We start from the raw sequence: 16,792 nt of genomic DNA on the forward strand, positions 1-16,792 counted from the left end.
TGAATTACGCAACAAAGCCTTTCCCTATGGATAATGGTGACAAAGTGATCTTCCGCCCGGCTATCTCTTATGTACAGAACGATTTCCATATGGATTCACCAACAAGATCGCAGCATATGGATCAGTCTGGCGTTACGGACATCTCATTTGATTTAGCTTATGCGCCTAAAATGGAGGGCGGTACTATTGTCGCTTTCGGTCTTTTTGCTTCTTTGCCAACAGGTAGTAATGACTTAACGGCTGATCAATTTGCTATCGGGCCTGAATTTATGTTCGGGAAGGCGAGTAGTGAGCGAGTTGTTGGTATGTTCCCAAACCACTTGTATGGTGTTTCTGGAGACGGAGCCGACCATTCTGATACTCGAATCAACAAGACATCGACACAAGTCTTTTGGGTGGAGATATTAGGCGGAGGTTGGACGGTAGGCTCTGCGCCGACATTCTCGTATGACTGGAATAAGGATCAGGCGGAAATTCCGTTGAATATAAGCGTAAGCAAGACTACTGTGTTGAACGGACGTCCTTGGAAGTTTGGCATTGAAGCGAACTATTACCTTGAGAAAGACGAAGAAACGCGTCCAGATTTTATGTTGAGCTTTAATATCAGCCCAGTTGTGGAAAATAAACTGGCGTCTTTGTTCGATTAAGCCGTTATTTGAAATACAGTTTTAGAAACGTAAAAGGCTGAACGATCATCGTTCAGCCTTTTGTGTTATTGGATTGAAGCGATTCTACTAACCCGCAGCAGCCTGCATGATGAGACCACAGATGTAAGCGCCGTATGTACCGAGAGCGTAACCCAATACTGCCATTAGGATACCGACTGGAGCCAATGCTGGGTGGAATGCAGCTGCTACGATAGGAGCCGATGCTGCGCCGCCAACGTTAGCTTGGCTACCGACAGCCATAAAGAACAATGGTGCACGGATAAGCTTCGCCATCACAATCATTAGAATGGCGTGGATAGTAAGCCATGTGATACCAATGAAGAAGTAGCCTGGGTTGTCTAAGATAGCCGTCACATCCATTTGCATACCGATAGTTGCAACTAGGATGTAGATGAATGCTGAACCTACTTTTGATGCGCCACTGTGCTCAAGGCTACGCGTTGATTTGAAGCATGAAGCGATGAGCGCGAACGTCGTTACCATTACGATTAACCAGAAGAAACCAGATGTTAGGCTGTATTTCGCAAGTTCTGGAGCGTTGGTTGAGATCCACGGTGCAATCATGTCACTGAAAAAGTGAGCTAGGCCGGTAAGACCGAACGCAATCCCCGTGATCTTCATGAGATCGGTTGTGGTTGTTGGGCGAGCGTTGTCTTCTTGGTATTTAGAAACGGTCTCTTTTAGCTCTTCAATAGATGAAGTATCCGCTTTTAACCATGCATCAATCTTCTTCTGACGACCTGCCATGATAAGTAACACGGCCATCCAAATGTTTGCACAGATAACATCAACCGTAATCATTGCAGAGAAGAGTTGGTCATCAACCTCGAACACTTCTTTCATTGCTGCTTGGTTTGCACCGCCGCCAATCCAAGAACCAGCAACGGTTGTGAGGCCGCGCCATACGTCGCCAGATACAAGGTCAGGGTTAATTTGGTCGATGATCAAGATAGCCAGCGGGCCACCGATGATAATGCCGACAGTACCGGTTAGGAACATGATGACGGCTTTTGAACCAAGGCCAAAGATTTTACGTAGGTCTGCTGAGATGATCAGTAGAACGAGTGCGCTTGGTAATAGGTAGCGACTTGCAACGAAGTATAACTTAGAGTTTGATGCGTCGATGATGCCTAAACTGTTCAGTAGAGAAGGAACAAAGTAACAGAGCAATAGACCCGGAACGAACGAGTAGAATTTTTTCAGTGCGCTATTTTGGCTACTTTCCGTGATAAAAACACCGCCAAGAATAACAGCTAACATGCCCATTATTACAGCATCATTAGTAATCATTATTATATCTCCTTTAAGGTGAGCGCAAAGGTCTCACTTTTTGAATTGCAGGACTATACCGATAACCTCTATTCGTTACAAATTGTAACGATAGACATGTTTTGAAATGTTTATGTTAATTTTAACGGGTTGAATTTGTGAATGCAGTGCGCTACTTATTTGCATGGTGAATGGTTGGGTTGGGGCTTGTGCGGCGTATTTAGATATATGCAATGTAACTCAAGCCTTAGAGGGTGGTCGCTATGAATTGGGGCGATGATTGAATGACTTAAATGAGTGCATATATAGCCATGCTTACGGTGTGGTTTATGCGAGGTTGGAATGTTTCAATAATGTAAAAAGTGAATTCACTTTTGCCATGTGGTCAGAAATTAAAAATTTTAGCTAGATCACATAAATCTCTCGGATTACGAGTTTCAGCACCTGATACTTATGCTCATTTGACGTTTTGTAGGGGTTCAATGAAAGAAAAAGCGGCCTAAATAGCCGCTTTTGATGGTTGCCTAGTATGGTTATCTAGCGCCGTTATTTAGAGTTCTGCTTAGGACTCTTCTTCCTCAAAGCCATCTGCATAGCCTTTCGGTGGCGGTGTCCAACCTCGTTCAGATCGAGAGTGCTTGTCTGAACGGTCTTTTTTCATATCTTCTTTCATTGCTTCTTCAAGGTGAATGAAGATTTGTCGGTAGTTGTTGTCGTAGCGCGGGTTCTCTTCTGCCTTAGACCAAGCTTGGTACAGCTTTTCAGATTTACGGCTTTCAACACGTTGATACGTCGATTTTTGTTGTTCAACAAAGAATGGGTGATGACCCAAAGAACGCAAGGCTTCTGCACCCATTTCAAGAGCAGAATGGTAGGTCTCTGATTCCACAAAGTCTGCACCCGCTTCTCTTAAGCGGTAGCTATGACCACGGTCGAATGCACGCGCTAAGACTTTCACTTTAGGGTAGTTGTGTTTAACGTATTTGACCAATTCAACACTTGAGTCTTGGTTGTCGATAGCCACAACCAACATTGCGGCTTCTTCGATACCAGCGGTATGCAATAAGTCATGACGAGTCGCATCACCAAAGTAAGATTTGATGTTGATTGAACGTAGCAAGTCTACTTGATTAGCTTGATGATCTAAAACCACAGTATTGACGTCATTCGATACCAATAAGCGGTTAACAATCTGACCGAATCGGCCAATACCAGCAATGATCACCGTACCTTTCTCTTCGATGGTATCTTCTTCGCGATCGTTAGACTTTTGCTCGTAACGAGGAAGTATCACTTTATCAAATAGAATGAATAACCCTGGCGTTAGGAACATTGAAAGTGCAACAACCAGCGACAGTGTTTGAACAATATCGGCTGGCAGTACATGGTTTTGGGATGAGAAGCTCAGTAGGACAAAACCGAATTCACCGGCTTGCGCCAAGCTCAATGTAAACAGCCAACGGTCACTGTTTTTGATTTTGAAGATTAACGCCAACGTAAATAGCACCAAGGCTTTGAGTAGCATAACGCCAAGGGTGAGGCCAATGATCAAACCAAAGTCGTTGAATAGAACATCAAAGTTGATGCCTGCACCTACGGTAATAAAGAACAAGCCAAGTAGTAGCCCTTTAAACGGGTCGATATTAGACTCAAGTTCGTGGCGGAATTCACTGTTGGCTAATACCACACCCGCAAGGAAGGTACCCAAAGCCGGTGATAGGCCGACTAGGCTCATTAGTGCAGCAATACCAATCACCAACATCAATGCGGTTGCAGTGAAGATTTCACGCAGGCCTGAGCTTGCAACAAAGCGGAACAGTGGACGACTCAAGAAGTGCCCGCCGACAACAACAATCGCAATAGATGCCGTGATTACAAGGCCATAAGCCCAACCGGGTAGGCCCGCAACGAGACTTAACTCTTCATGGTGATCAGAAGCTGAAGCGACCGCGCTTTGTGCAGCTTCAATTAATTCTGGCAACGCTAATAGAGGAATGAACGCCAACATAGGGATGACGGCAATATCTTGGAAAAGCAGCACAGAGAAAGCGTTCTTGCCCCCTTCAGTTTTGGACAACCCTTTTTCATTGAATGTTTGTAGAACAATCGCGGTTGATGACAGTGCGAAGATCAAACCGATGGTGAGTGCTATCGTCCAAGGCTGCCCGAAGAATAGGGCAATACCCATAACAATCGCGGTAGTGCCGCCAACTTGCAGGCCACCCAGTCCCATAAGACGGTTTCTCATTGCCCAAAGCATCTTAGGCTCAAGTTCAAGCCCGACTAAGAACAGCATCATAACCACGCCGAATTCGGCAAAGTGTTGAATGGTTGTCGTCTCTTCGCCAACTAAACCAATAATTGGGCCAATCACAACACCGGCAATCAGGTAACCAAGCACAGAGCCGAGGCCAAGTCTCTTAGCGATAGGGACCGCGATGACTGCCGCGAGCAAATAGATAAATGCTTGTAGAAAATATCCTGTCATGATTTAACCTCTGCTCATCAGTTCATCAACGTAATGGTTTAGCTTTTCAGCCTTGCTTGCCTTTTTAAGGTCGACTTCGCCCGCAACAAAAGCCTCTAAAAGTGTTTTATAGCTGTTTACGTGATCTTGAATTCGGCCTTCTTCCAACGCAGTACGTGAACCAAATAAAGCCAATGGGGCCAAGTAGTTCATGCCGCACAAAGATGCTGTTTGTTCGATTGGGTGAAGCAGTTCACGTATGGTGAAGTGGTTATAACCGTCTGTCTGATAAGCATCTTTCTTGCCACCAGCGGTGATACTGCATAACAAGCTTTTACCTTGCAGTTCATTACCGTCGGTGCCATAAGCAAAGCCATATTCGAGAACAAGGTCTTGCCATTCTTTAAGAATCGCGGGGGTTGAGTACCAATATAGTGGGAATTGAAAAATGATGATGTCATGGTCCAACAGGCGTTTCTGTTCACGATCGATGTTGATCTTGAAGGTTGGGTACTCAGCATAGAGGTCGACACAGGTAACCCCGTTAATGCGTTTGGCTTGTTCAAATAAGGGTTTGTTAGCTTCAGAGCGATGCTGAGAAGGGTGGGCGAATAGCACCAAGACTCGATTTTTCGACATATAGCCCTCTTTGTCCATTAACGAATAATATTTATTGGAATTATAGATATACAATAATAGAAGAATGGTTGAACAACAACGAATTAGCCCATACTTATCTATTTAGATGCGTGTGTTTTTAGGTACTTAATTATATAAAACATCCGTCAATTTGAGTATTTCCGGCACAAGCCGCCGATGACTGAGTAAAACTAATTATTCACGAATAGTAAAAGCGAATATGGGCATTTTATGTCACCGTTGGCGTGTAACGTAAATAATCCAATAACCCTACATAGAACAACAATGAATAAAGGAAAAACTATGAGCATGGACTTGCGTCAACAATGTGATTTGTTGCTTTCCGGTCACCTAGAACCGACTCCAGCACAAACATTCGCTCAGATGGCTGAATGGTGTGAGACACACAATGTGAGCCATGATAGCTATGGCGATGGTGAGTTTATCGAGAGCTTCGAAAACAAAGTCGCGGAACTGCTAGGTTATGAAGCGGCTGTATTTGTGATTACTGGCACCATGAATCAACCAACAGCATTAGAAATTGCGTGCCAAGAGAAAAGAAACCCAGTAGTGGCGATGCATGAATCGAGTCATATTATGCGTCATGAACGCCAAGGGTATCAGCTCCAAAACCGCTTCAACGTACTTCCCGTTGGTAACGTATTTCGCACTTGGAATGTTGATGACTTAAAGGCGTGGCCTGATGAGATTGCAGCCGCTCTATATGAATTACCCATGCGTGAAATCGGCGGCCAATTACCTGAATGGGATGAGCTTGAAGCGATCAAGCAGTACTGCAAAGAACAATCAATTCACCTTCATATGGACGGTGCGCGTTTGTGGGAATGCGGCGCGTATTACCAAAAACCATACAGCGAAATTGCTAAGGGTTTTGATAGTGCCTATGTTTCGCTTTATAAGGGGCTGAACGGCCTCGGTGGTTCACTGTTACTGGGTGATAAAGCCTTTGTGGCGAAAGCATCTGCGTGGATGAAGCGTCAGGGCGGTAATGTTTATCACCGAACGCCTTATGTGGTTTCAGCTGCAATGCAGTTTGATGAGCGATTAGAGTTGATGCCATCACTGTTTGAGCGAACAAAACAGATCTACCAAATCTTATTAGACTATCCTCAGTTCACTGTTAATCCGCAGCAACCGCAGGTCAACATGCTTCACCTATATTTACCTGTGAGCTATGAAGACGGCATTATAGTGAGAGATAACATAGCGAAGAAACACAAGATTTGGATAGGAAACCCAGCGATCAGTGAGTTGCCAAACCAATGTAAGATTGAATGGTATGTAGGGGATAACTTACTAAATTTGCCTGATCATGAGCTGATAGACATTCTAGATTTGATTAACGAAGAGCTGATTTGATCACGGAAGAGTTGAGTTGATTACAGAAGAGCTGACTGAAGAATAACTGATCTAATTGGAACTGAAATGGATACAGGAAAGGGTTCTTATATCCATTTATATAGCTAGGATGTCCGGCTCTGTTACATATACTGGTTGATGTACACGTCGACTAAGAACATGAACACTGGGACTGTGCTGAGAAGTCCGAAGAAGACGATTGGCACCCAGTTTTTCATTTTCTTTTTAGGTTGCTCAGTGTTGTTCATAAATTCGGCCTTCAATTAGTTGTTGTAGCTATTGTAGCTGTTTAGCTTTGTGGTACTAAAAATCTAAGAGCATGGTATCAAATAAAATCGATGAGCCCCATGCGGATTTGACGTTTCGTGGCGTGTATCAATCACATAAAATGTAAGTGATTCATAAACGGTTCATAAAGGTTCAACAATAATGAACCTATTAGAACAAGTATTGCCTTACTCGGCATATGAAATAAACAGTATTACAAGATTTGGAGAATACAGAATGAAAACAATAGGAAACATCATTTGGTTTCTGTTCGGTGGCGTATTTATGGGACTAGCTTGGTGGTTCTTCGGACTGCTCGCATTCCTTACCATCGTTGGTATTCCATGGGGTAGAGCGTGTTTTGTTATGGGTAACTTCTCATTCTTCCCATTTGGTCAGGAAGCGATTTCGCGTGACGAGCTGACCAATGAAATGGACATTGGTACGAGCCCGCTAGGCGTGATTGGTAACGTGATTTGGTTCTTATTTGCGGGTATCTGGCTAGCAATCGGTCACATCATGTCAGCTGTGGCGTGTTTCATTACCATCATTGGTATTCCGTTCGCGATTCAACATCTTAAGCTCGCGGTTATCTCGCTGGCGCCAATCGGTAAGACAGTTGTCGATAAACGTGAAGCAGAAGCGGCGCGAGTAAGAAATTACAAAGGTTAAGATTATACTCTCAGCCTGATTAAACTGAAAAAGCACATCGTATGATGTGTTTTTTTTGTGCCTCTGTTCTTATCTCTCGATGCTTATATCTCAAACACTAACTAGGCGTTGTTGAGCTAGTATACGTTGTTGAACTCAACATTATAGAGCTACACATTATTGAACAGGACTTCAAGCCGAAGGGTGATGTTGGCTTCTTCGGTATGTTTCTCATAGGGTTCTCGCTCCCATTGATAACGAGGGATGAGTTCGTAGAACAGCCACTCTTTCCATACGTTTTGTCGGTAGGTAACCGAAACCTGAGCGTATTCGTAATGATTATGAGGCTCATCCGTTGCATTAATTGTAGCGCTATATTGAAGTGCTTGGTCTTGGGCAAGGTAGTGATACAAGGTTAATCCCGTACCATAGTTCCAACCTTTGAGATCGTCGTTGTACCCTGCAAAGCTTGACCATCGAGCCAAGAAATCATCACTTAAAGAAAGATCAAAATCGACGTCAGTGATCTCGCCAGTTTCTTGTTTTTCTTGATATACCCGCTGGGTAAGTCTGAATACCACATCGGTTGTGAGAGGGTAGGTAAAACGATAGCGAGCTTCAATACGCGGTCGTAATGTCGCCTTAATATTGAAGCTGCTATAACCTTTGGCATAAGCGTCGTAACGCAGGCCTAACGCACTGTCCAATTCATCTGAATCATTCGGAAAAAAATCCAAGAACTCTTCATCGCTGACAGATTCGTAGATCAACTTTAGGCGTTTACTCACAAAGGGAAGATGCAGACGCGCCTTGAGTTTTGTTGAGTAGTCGACCTCGCCACCTTCCGAGTAAATAAAATCGTTATACCAACGGACGGACGTGCCAGCTCTGGCATCTTCGGTAATGCGGTCATCAACAAAAAAACTGTCAAACCACAGAGCGGGTTGGCAAAATTTACTGTTCAGGAAATGGTAAGCTTTTTCGACAGGGGCGTCTTCTAACGGCTGACTGTGGCACTCATTTTGCTCCTCTGCTTGAGCGGAGTAAGCAAGAAGTGATGCTAATAATGAGGTGCTAGCTATCTTACGACTCAATGGAACCTGTTTGTCATTCTATATATCAATAGTTTAACTATAACTAAGCGATTGCAACAATGCGACTTTTTCGTGATGAGTGATTAGTGATTAGTGATTAGCGGCTAGTGGAGAAGGAAAAGATTTGAAAGGCATCGGACAGAAAAAAGAAAACGGGCTCAGAGGTGAGCCCGTTTGTGTTAGCTATAAGAAGTGACTTGTATCTAGATTACATTGCCGCTTCGAAGATTGCTGAGATCTCTTCGTGTGTCGCTTGTTTAGGGTTAGTGAAACCACAAGCATCTTTCAGTGCATTGTCAGACAGCGTTGGGATGTCTTCTAGTTTCGCACCAAGTTGCGCGATACCAGTTGGAATGTTCACGTCGTTTGCAAGTTGAACAATCGCGTTGATTGCTGCTTCTGCGCCTTGCTCTGCTGTCATACCTTCAACATTTACACCCATTGCTTTTGCCACATCACGTAGACGCTCAGGGCAAACTTGTGCGTTGTAGCGTTGAACGTGTGGAAGCAAGATAGCGTTACATACACCGTGAGGAAGGTCGTAGAAACCACCCAGTTGGTGCGCCATTGCGTGAACGTAACCTAGTGAAGCGTTGTTGAAAGCCATACCCGCCATGAACTGCGCGTAAGCCATTTGCTCACGAGCTTCAATGTCTTCGCCGTGCGCTACCGCTGTTCTTAGGTGTGCTTGCACAAGCTCGATTGCTTTAATTGCTACAGCGTCTGTAATTGGCGTTGCTGCGATAGAAACATAAGCTTCGATTGCGTGCGTTAACGCATCCATGCCTGTTGCAGCAGTTAGTGATGCAGGTTTAGCAAGCATCAACTCAGGATCGTTTACTGAGATTAGTGGTGTTGTGTGCTTATCCACAATAGCCATCTTGATGTGGCGAGCTTCATCAGTAATGATGCAGAAGCGCGTCATTTCAGATGCAGTACCAGCCGTGGTGTTAATAGCAATCAGTGGCATCATTGGCTTTTCAGACTGGTCTACGCCTTCGTAATCAGCAATTTTTCCGCCGTTAGAAGCAACCAGAGCGATACCTTTTGCACAGTCATGTGGAGAACCGCCACCTAGAGAAACAACAAAATCACAATTGTTGTCAGTCAGCAATTCAAGGCCATCGTTCACGTTAGTGATGGTTGGGTTTGGTTGAGTACCGTCGAATATAACTGCGTCTACGCCACGCTGGCTAAGAAGATCTTGTACCTGCTTAACTACGCCAATTTGATTCAGGATCTTATCAGTTACGATCAGACCTTTTTTGAATCCTTGAGACTGAATGCTATCAGCAGCATCTTTCAAACAGCCAGTACCCATGAAGTTGATTGTAGGGATGTAAAATGCAGTAGACATTGGAAAACTCCGTTAATTATGATTTTTAATTTCCTACATGTTGTCGGCATTCAAGTGGTCGACCATTGATCTGGAACAACTTTGATTCCGAACTACCACTTTGTGGCTAGTCGTTGTGATAGGGCTCATATAGCAATCGTTTTCATGGATTTTGGCTGTGTTCTTTGTCAGTAATGGATAGTGATAAATTGATTCAACTAAGGGCAGAATGGTGCTCTATAACAATGAAAAGTAAGCTTTTTCATTGAAAGCTGCTCTAGTTAGGCTTGTGTCGACTTTTTATCTGAGTCATCACTGCATTCAATTTGAGGTTCTTGTGACTCTTCAGAATCAAGCGTGTCTTCTGGCTCCTCGTCATAGTATTTGACAAGAAAAGGGGTGAGCATGACAGACGACGGTAAAAAGTGCTTCATAGTACCTCCCGGTACCTAAGTGTATTTCTTGTATGGTATTGGTTTAATATGTGGCAAAATTTGCGATACATCATGACTTGTGGCTTGTTTTCTATAAATTATTAGATTTATATACAGGCTCACAAAATTGAGGGTAAAGTGATACTCCGCCCTTTGAGGCAACGATAAAAACAACGACAAAAACAGTGCATGCACTGCTCAACAGCGCGAATAATAGGAAATAAAATGAAGTACGATTGGATATTCTTTGATGCAGATGAAACCTTGTTCCATTTTGATGCTTATCAAGGAATGAAGCTGATGTTTTCTCGCTTTGGTGTGGATTTCAGCGAGCAAGATTATTCGGCTTATCAAAAGGTTAACTTACCACTTTGGGTCGATTACCAAGATGGTCGCATTACCGCAGACCAACTGAAACATACGCGCTTCGAAAGTTGGGCTGAAAAGCTTGAAACAACAACCGCTGCTTTAAACAGTGCATTTTTAACGGCGATGGCAGATATCTGTTCTTTGTTACCGGGTGCACAAGAGTTGATGGAGTCTTTAAAAGGCAAAGTGAACATGGGCATCATTACTAACGGTTTTACAGAGCTTCAGTCTATCCGTTTAGAGCGCACAGGAATGACGGATTACTTTGATCACGTGATTATTTCTGAAGAGGTTGGGGTAGCCAAACCGGATGCCGAGATTTTTGAATATGCGCATAAGCTGGTTGGATTGCCATCGAAACAAAGAATATTGATGGTCGGGGATAACCCACATTCAGATATTCTAGGCGGACTCGATTTTGGCATTGAAACTTGCTGGTTAAACAGTCAAGAAAAGGCAACACCAGCCGGCATCAACCCTCACTATCAAGTGAAGTCTCTAGCTGACTTGCAAGCTCTGCTGTTGGCTTAGTTAATAGTTAACAACTGACTGCTACTAGCGAATACGCAATCACAATCACAATCGGTTGATTTCGCTAATTGACCAATGCTTTGCAAATTGATTGATGGTTCGTAAGTTGATTGATGCTTCGTTAATTGATTAGTGCTTTGTAAATTGATAGCTGCTTTGTAAATAAAGCATTGATGGCCGAGTACGAAAATGTACTCGGCCAATTATTTTGAACTTGGTTTAACCATAGAGTGACCATCAAAAATAGATAAAGGAAAAGGCGTGCTGAAATCTCATCGTTATAGCTGCTACGGTATTATCGCCATTTTACTATGGAGCTGTTTGATTGCTCTGTCTCGTAGTGTCTCAGAACAGCTAGGTCCAATTGGTGGTGCTGCCAGCCTTTACACGGTGAGTGCACTGTTGTTGGTCTGTGTTATGGGTTTACCAAAGTTGTCACGTTTCTCTAAATCTTACCTACTGATTGGCGGTGCCTTGTTCGTTTGTTATGAGATTTTCCTGGCTCTGGCTTTGGGAATGGCGAACAGCCGACATCAAGCGATAGAGATGGCCGTAATTAACTATCTATGGCCGGCACTGACGGTGTTGTTTGCGGTGTTGCTGAGCGACAAGAAGATTAACTGGTTAGTTTACCCAAGTATCTTTTTGGCATTCTTCGGTGTGGCTTGGAGCATCAGTGGTGATCAAGGTCTATCTGTTGATCAAATTGCTGCCAACATTGCGACTAATCCTAAGACCTATTCTATGGCGTTTTTTGGTGCGATTATTTGGGCTGTTTACTGCAACTACACACAGCGCGTTGCTAAAGGGCAGAATGCGATTGTGCTTTTCTTTATCGCTACGGCGATCACTCTGTGGATCAAATACGCATTGAGTGATGAAACAGGCATGGTGATGACAACGAGTACAGCGATTGATTTAGCGTTAGCTGGCGCTTGTATGGGCGCAGGCTATGCGCTTTGGAATACGGCAATTCTGGGTGGCAATATGGTATTTCTTGCGACCATGTCGTATTTTACGCCAATCTTCGCAACCGTACTCTCTTCGTTGATTTTAGGCTTGTCGTTGACCATGACATTTTGGCAGGGCGTTTGTATGGTAACCGTTGGTTCACTCGCTTGCTGGTGGGTAACAAGAGAAAAGCCGACGGCAAAGGCGTCGGCTTCTAAAAAGGCTCAATCTCACTCTTAATCTGAGTTTATGTTTTCGGGTGAGGTGTGTCCTCGTTTACTGTGGAAAACTTAACTCGCGACATTGAGATTCAATTGAAGCTCATAAGGCATCTTAGATAGGCGTCGCTTAAGCTGGCGGCGCGTTCGTTCAATATCATCGACCGCAATGGCTTGTTGGTCGTTGGTATGAATATCAACGTTAATTCTTAGTTCTGGGCCAACCTTAGTCACCCCCATCAGCTCCAAATCTTGATCCGCTTCTTTGTCTACCGCGACAACGTTCTTATCTACCGCGTCACAAATATCCTTGTTTGCCGACATCATCAGCAGTTCGCGCATGGCTTCACGTAACATGTCGAAAGGTACTTTGATGAAGTAGAAAGACATTAGCAACATCATCATTGGGTCGGCATACACCGCGTATTCTGCAAGTGGAGAAAAGGTAATTAACCAAGCTGCTACGAAACCAGCCGTTACTGCCACACTCAGGAGCGTATCCATCTGCCACTGCTTAGACTCTGCCTGAATCAGACCTGAAGAAATACGCTTGCTCTTGTTAGCGATGTACCACCAAGCGTAACCACAACCCAACACGTTGAAAATACCAAACAGAGTCGCGATAGAAGCATCAACTTCACGACCACCCGTCATTAACGCACCAATCGCAGAGTAAAGTGAATAGCTAACCACTAGCAGAATCACAATGGCTTTAATCGCAATCACAATTGGTTCAATGATGGCTCGACCAAACGGGAACTCCCTATCTGATGGGCGATTAATGTATTTCGATGCAGCTAGTGACAATAAAGTTAGCAGTAAGCTGATAAGAGAATAGACACCGTCAAATACTATGACCAGAGAGCCAACGAGAAGACCCAACACCAATCCGCCAACTGCGAAGCCTGATGCTAAAAGGGCTGAGAACAATAGTACTCGATTTTCGTTTTGGCTTTTCCTGTCACACATAAAATTTTCCAGATGTTTTTGATAACTTCATTGTTCTAATATTGAGCTAACTTTACAAACTTTATCTGATGATGTTTATATGTCAGTAACTCGTTTTATATTCAAGCTGTTATTATTCAATCACTTATTGGTAACTTGCGGTGTCAGTAAAATTGACGTTGAGTGTTTCTTGGAGATGGCGTGCAACTGAAATAGGATCGTTTATGATTAATAAAACACATTAGTCGCTAGGGTCTCATTGATTTCCTAGACTCTACTGAGACTGAGACTGAGACTGCACGGATTGGAATGGACAAGGAATGGATCAATATGAAGTTTGACGATATCAGTGATAACGAATTGTGGGTGATTGCTAACCCGATCATGGATAACTTGATGGACGGTTCAACTAAGGTTGATCATGCTCAGCACTGTCGAGACTTTACCCAAAGGATGAAAGACATTGTTACGCCGGAATATTTAGAAAAGGTATGTCACCATTATCAACACAGCAATGGCTTTTTTGCTGAACGAAAGCAGGTCGCACTATTTAGACGCTCAGATTCTATCGCCTTTGTGTGGAAGCAAGCGTATACCATTGCGAAAGGCGAGTTTGTGGCTGAAATGGTGTTGGTTGAAGAAGACGGACGCTATTTAGTTGATCATGTGATGGTCTTTTAAAGAGAGGACTTTCTATTTGTTAGATGATTTTAAGTGTCGAGATAGAACATTATCTGACACTTTAAAAATCAAACAAGTAATCGCTGATCTGATCCGCTAACCAATTCATACCAGGGTGTTCTGCCATACCTGCAGCGGTAAACATACAGTAGTCCTCTTGAGTCAGGCCATAAGTGTGCTTGATCACCGCTAGCTCTTGTTCACGCAATAAATGGCGAATCAATGGTTCTGGCATTACGCCCCACGCCTCTTCACGCAAAATTGTATCCAACATGAAGTCGAAGCTAGAGAAGCCAATATAACGGCGAGAGAAGGGCTCAAGCTCAGGATTATCCTTCTCATTGAGATAAACCATGGTCGCTTGCATCGAATTTCTCAATACTTCATCCGACACTCGTCGCATCGCACTCAGATCATGTCCTTTCTTACACACAGACATCATTCGAATCTTACCAAGTGGATTGTAGATAATTCTTGGGTCATCGACACGTTCGTAATCGACGCCAAATGCGAAGTCGACTTGCTGAGTTTCAACCAAGTTAGCTAAGTCGCCGCTTGACGCGAGAACAAAGTTGAATGAGGTAGAAGGGTACTTGTTATTTAAGGCGTGAGATAAATCCTGCCACATTCCGTCGGGTAGGGAGTCATCTCGTGCAATCCAAATTTCCGCGTTAAATTCGCCTGAAACATGCAAGCAGGTCTGTTTAATACGCGCTGCTGTCACCAACAAGCCTTCGCAGTCTTTGTAAATGGCTTTGCCCGCTTCAGAAAGTTCAACGTGGTTTCCGCTGCGTACGAACAGCTCGACATCTAACTCTTTTTCCAAGGCTTTAATCGACATGCTGAGTTTGGTTCGGTTGCATTCTAGCTGGCGTGCCGCTTCAGACACTGATCCTAAATCAGCAACAGAACAAAAGGCTTGGACTTGAGAAAGGTTCATTTCATTTCCATATTGAGCGAGGGTCGGTGCATATTATCTGAATATTGTGCTGACTATCTTAGAAATAGTCCATCTTTGCATGATAACTCTATGACGAATTGACTAATTTGGTTTATTCTGGGGAAGTTCCGAACCTACAAGAAGTAAAGATGGAGGCCATGATGGCGAAACAATGGGACGAGTACGCCGTTGATTGGGATAAAGATCCCGCGACCGCAGTATTCACACAGTCCGTATTTGACCAGTTAACACCGCTCGTTGATTTAAACGGAACCCGTGTCCTTGATTTTGGTTGTGGTACAGGATTACTCAGCCAGAAAATATCTCCTTTAGCAAAAGAGATCATCGCACTAGATATCTCTGAAGGGATGATTGAAGAGTTAGATAAGAAAGAGTTACCCAATGTTGAACCGGTTGTTGATCTTTTATCGCGCGGGCTTGCAGCGCAGCATCCAGCATTCAGAAACCAGTTTGACCTAGTGGTAGCCTCTTCGGTGTGTGGTTTTATCCCGAACCTACAAGACACAGTCAGTCTGATTTACACGCTGCTTGAAAATGACGGCACGTTTGTACACTGGGATTGGTACTTAGAGAACGACAGCGAAGACTACGGTGTAAGCCAACAGCGCTCAGAGAATGTATTGAGTGCAGCTGGCTTTGCAGTGGTTGAAGTATCAACGCCGTTCTCGATCAACACTCCACAAGGAGAGTTAAAGGTATTGATGGGTGTTGGACGCAAACAAGTGCTTCCTCATCTGTAATCGTGTGTATGCCTAGAGCTAGCCTCGGTAATGCTCATCTAAAATAACGAAACCCACATCAACGATCTTAAGGTCAGTTATGTGGGTTTTCTATTTTTAGTCGTTTGTGTTTCAAACAGGCGAGCCAGTGAGTACTTTTCAATATCTTCAGTATCACTATCACTATCACTATCAACGCCAACACTGGCTTCTTTCTTCCCATTTCGCTTATAGATAAGCTAATTTCCGGCAATTAACAAATTACTCATTTCCATTTTGGAAATATAGTCTTGCATACATTTCATTAGTGGAAATGTAACAGTGAGATATAAAATAAGCCCATAATAATATTAAGGGTTTCATCATGAGCCACCAACCTGCTTCTCCACAACTTTCAGAGCAACAACAACGCTTTAGCAATATCATTTCAGATGCCCACCTGTCTCCAAAGCAGAAGTCGAGTTATCTTGCCTTAGAAGCTGAAGCAAGCTTGCCGTACATGCCGGTAAGCAACGAAGTAGAGCAAGCCCTACAACAAGGTGTGCTATGTGACATGTTTGAAGGGCATGCACCATTTAAGCCGCGCTATGTACTTCCAGACTATTCTAAATACTTACATCAAGGCTCAAAGTATTTAGAGCTTAGCGCGGCCACTAATTTCGATGAAGCATTGAACATGCTTACCATCCTTTACCACCATGTTCCGTCTGTGACATCAATTCCGGTATACCTAGGTCAGTTGGATGATGTACTGATGCCATTTGTTGGCGACTTGACGGATGAGCAGGTATATCAAAAGCTTAAGTTGTTCTGGATTATGCTGGACCGCACACTGCCAGATGCCTTTATGCATGTGAATATCGGCCCGACCGACAACATTGTGTGTCGTACGATTTTGCGCGTAGACGCTGAACTGAAGCAGATCGCACCAAACCTAACCTTTATGTACGACCCTGCTGTGACACCTGATGATCTACTTCGTCATGCGGCAAGCAATATCTGCGAGTGCAGTAAACCTCATATCGCAAACTATCCAGCGCATGCCGAGGCTTACGGCGACAAGCGTTTTGGTATTGTGAGCTGCTATAACTCTTTGCCTTTAGCGGGCGGTTCAAACACCTTGGTGCGTATGAACCTCAAGCAAGTGGCGTTGAAGTCTGAGGACAGTGCTGATTTCTTACAACAAGTATTGCCGAATTACAGTGGCAT

Annotated in this window: 17 protein-coding genes; 8 read left to right on the plus strand and 9 right to left on the minus strand. The window is 43.8% G+C overall.

Features of this window, described 5'->3' with window-relative positions:
* The coding region (locus AACT19_RS09210; protein WP_076646041.1) for a transporter at positions 1–647 on the plus strand (647 nt) is incomplete at its 5' end.
* 87 nt (positions 648–734) lie between these two features.
* Here AACT19_RS09210 and AACT19_RS09215 read toward each other — a convergent pair.
* From AACT19_RS09215 to AACT19_RS09225, 3 genes are all read right to left on the minus strand, one after another.
* Positions 735–1,958 carry a DUF819 family protein gene (locus AACT19_RS09215; protein WP_076646042.1) on the minus strand — a complete coding sequence of 408 codons (1,224 nt, stop codon included), beginning with the start codon at positions 1,956–1,958 and terminating at the stop codon, positions 735–737.
* A gap of 541 nt (positions 1,959–2,499) precedes the next feature.
* Positions 2,500–4,425, minus strand: coding sequence for a monovalent cation:proton antiporter-2 (CPA2) family protein (locus tag AACT19_RS09220; protein WP_076646043.1), 1,926 nt, complete (start codon positions 4,423–4,425; stop codon positions 2,500–2,502).
* Positions 4,426–4,428: 3 nt separating this feature from the next.
* Positions 4,429–5,043 (minus strand): NAD(P)H-dependent oxidoreductase, encoded by a 615-nt coding sequence (locus AACT19_RS09225; RefSeq protein WP_017060908.1) that lies wholly within the window; start codon positions 5,041–5,043, stop codon positions 4,429–4,431.
* Positions 5,044–5,346: 303 nt separating this feature from the next.
* On the opposite strand from AACT19_RS09225, the gene AACT19_RS09230 reads away from it, so the two are divergent.
* Positions 5,347–6,423: a threonine aldolase family protein gene (locus tag AACT19_RS09230; protein WP_017079749.1), complete on the plus strand. Its 1,077-nt coding sequence runs from the start codon at positions 5,347–5,349 to the stop codon at positions 6,421–6,423.
* 122 nt (positions 6,424–6,545) lie between these two features.
* Here the strand turns inward: AACT19_RS09230 and AACT19_RS09235 are convergent, their stop codons facing one another.
* The gene (locus AACT19_RS09235) at positions 6,546–6,671 is read right to left on the minus strand and encodes a hypothetical protein (RefSeq protein ID WP_017060906.1); all 126 of its coding nucleotides are present in this window, start codon (positions 6,669–6,671) and stop codon (positions 6,546–6,548) included.
* A 256-nt stretch (positions 6,672–6,927) separates the two neighbouring features.
* Between AACT19_RS09235 and AACT19_RS09240 the strand changes: the two genes are divergently transcribed.
* Positions 6,928–7,362 (plus strand): YccF domain-containing protein, encoded by a 435-nt coding sequence (locus tag AACT19_RS09240; RefSeq protein WP_004730224.1) that lies wholly within the window; start codon positions 6,928–6,930, stop codon positions 7,360–7,362.
* A 149-nt stretch (positions 7,363–7,511) separates the two neighbouring features.
* On the opposite strand, the gene AACT19_RS09245 is transcribed toward AACT19_RS09240, so the two are convergent.
* From AACT19_RS09245 to AACT19_RS09255, 3 genes are all read right to left on the minus strand, one after another.
* Entirely contained in the window at positions 7,512–8,435 is a 924-nt protein-coding gene (locus AACT19_RS09245; RefSeq protein ID WP_076646044.1) for a hypothetical protein, read from the minus strand.
* Between the two features lie 208 nt (positions 8,436–8,643).
* The gene (gene yiaY, locus AACT19_RS09250; RefSeq protein WP_004730228.1) at positions 8,644–9,792 is read right to left on the minus strand and encodes an L-threonine dehydrogenase; all 1,149 of its coding nucleotides are present in this window, start codon (positions 9,790–9,792) and stop codon (positions 8,644–8,646) included.
* 260 nt (positions 9,793–10,052) lie between these two features.
* The gene (locus AACT19_RS09255; RefSeq protein WP_004730229.1) at positions 10,053–10,205 is read right to left on the minus strand and encodes a hypothetical protein; all 153 of its coding nucleotides are present in this window, start codon (positions 10,203–10,205) and stop codon (positions 10,053–10,055) included.
* Between the two features lie 225 nt (positions 10,206–10,430).
* Here AACT19_RS09255 and yjjG point away from each other — a divergent pair, with 225 nt between their 5' ends.
* The gene (yjjG, locus tag AACT19_RS09260) at positions 10,431–11,105 is read left to right on the plus strand and encodes a pyrimidine 5'-nucleotidase (protein ID WP_017089582.1); all 675 of its coding nucleotides are present in this window, start codon (positions 10,431–10,433) and stop codon (positions 11,103–11,105) included.
* 261 nt (positions 11,106–11,366) lie between these two features.
* Entirely contained in the window at positions 11,367–12,296 is a 930-nt protein-coding gene (yddG, locus tag AACT19_RS09265; protein ID WP_076646045.1) for an aromatic amino acid DMT transporter YddG, read from the plus strand.
* 50 nt (positions 12,297–12,346) lie between these two features.
* Here the strand turns inward: yddG and AACT19_RS09270 are convergent, their stop codons facing one another.
* Entirely contained in the window at positions 12,347–13,243 is an 897-nt protein-coding gene (locus AACT19_RS09270) for a cation diffusion facilitator family transporter (protein ID WP_004730235.1), read from the minus strand.
* A gap of 309 nt (positions 13,244–13,552) precedes the next feature.
* Between AACT19_RS09270 and AACT19_RS09275 the strand changes: the two genes are divergently transcribed.
* Complete coding sequence (locus AACT19_RS09275; RefSeq protein ID WP_004730237.1) at positions 13,553–13,903, plus strand: hypothetical protein; 351 nt, start codon at positions 13,553–13,555, stop codon at positions 13,901–13,903.
* A gap of 61 nt (positions 13,904–13,964) precedes the next feature.
* Here AACT19_RS09275 and AACT19_RS09280 read toward each other — a convergent pair whose 3' ends face one another.
* On the minus strand, positions 13,965–14,843 hold the full coding sequence (locus tag AACT19_RS09280) for a LysR family transcriptional regulator (RefSeq protein ID WP_004730238.1): 879 nt from the start codon (positions 14,841–14,843) through the stop codon (positions 13,965–13,967).
* A gap of 161 nt (positions 14,844–15,004) precedes the next feature.
* Between AACT19_RS09280 and AACT19_RS09285 the strand changes: the two genes are divergently transcribed.
* Positions 15,005–15,604, plus strand: a complete 600-nt coding sequence (locus AACT19_RS09285) for a class I SAM-dependent DNA methyltransferase (protein WP_076646046.1) — start codon at positions 15,005–15,007, stop codon at positions 15,602–15,604.
* 343 nt (positions 15,605–15,947) lie between these two features.
* Positions 15,948–16,792, plus strand: an 845-nt coding sequence (locus tag AACT19_RS09290; RefSeq protein WP_242658935.1) for a glycyl radical enzyme domain-containing protein, incomplete at its 3' end; no start/stop codon positions are given.

Source organism: Vibrio sp. 10N.222.47.A9 (assembly GCF_963872585.1).
Classification (GTDB): Bacteria; Pseudomonadota; Gammaproteobacteria; order Enterobacterales; family Vibrionaceae; genus Vibrio; species Vibrio splendidus.

Excerpts from the sequence above, each read along its gene's own strand:
- AACT19_RS09215 (WP_076646042.1), bottom strand. The coding sequence starts at position 1,958 with ATGATTACTAATGATGCTGTAATAATGGGCATGTTAGCTGTTATTCTT.
- AACT19_RS09220 (WP_076646043.1), bottom strand. The coding sequence starts at position 4,425 with ATGACAGGATATTTTCTACAAGCATTTATCTATTTGCTCGCGGCAGTC.
- AACT19_RS09225 (WP_017060908.1), bottom strand. The coding sequence starts at position 5,043 with ATGTCGAAAAATCGAGTCTTGGTGCTATTCGCCCACCCTTCTCAGCAT.
- AACT19_RS09230 (WP_017079749.1), top strand. The coding sequence starts at position 5,347 with ATGAGCATGGACTTGCGTCAACAATGTGATTTGTTGCTTTCCGGTCAC.
- AACT19_RS09235 (WP_017060906.1), bottom strand. The coding sequence starts at position 6,671 with ATGAACAACACTGAGCAACCTAAAAAGAAAATGAAAAACTGGGTGCCA.
- AACT19_RS09240 (WP_004730224.1), top strand. The coding sequence starts at position 6,928 with ATGAAAACAATAGGAAACATCATTTGGTTTCTGTTCGGTGGCGTATTT.
- yiaY (WP_004730228.1), bottom strand. The coding sequence starts at position 9,792 with ATGTCTACTGCATTTTACATCCCTACAATCAACTTCATGGGTACTGGC.
- AACT19_RS09255 (WP_004730229.1), bottom strand. The coding sequence starts at position 10,205 with ATGAAGCACTTTTTACCGTCGTCTGTCATGCTCACCCCTTTTCTTGTC.
- yjjG (WP_017089582.1), top strand. The coding sequence starts at position 10,431 with ATGAAGTACGATTGGATATTCTTTGATGCAGATGAAACCTTGTTCCAT.
- AACT19_RS09270 (WP_004730235.1), bottom strand. The coding sequence starts at position 13,243 with ATGTGTGACAGGAAAAGCCAAAACGAAAATCGAGTACTATTGTTCTCA.
- AACT19_RS09275 (WP_004730237.1), top strand. The coding sequence starts at position 13,553 with ATGAAGTTTGACGATATCAGTGATAACGAATTGTGGGTGATTGCTAAC.
- AACT19_RS09280 (WP_004730238.1), bottom strand. The coding sequence starts at position 14,843 with ATGAACCTTTCTCAAGTCCAAGCCTTTTGTTCTGTTGCTGATTTAGGA.
- AACT19_RS09285 (WP_076646046.1), top strand. The coding sequence starts at position 15,005 with ATGGCGAAACAATGGGACGAGTACGCCGTTGATTGGGATAAAGATCCC.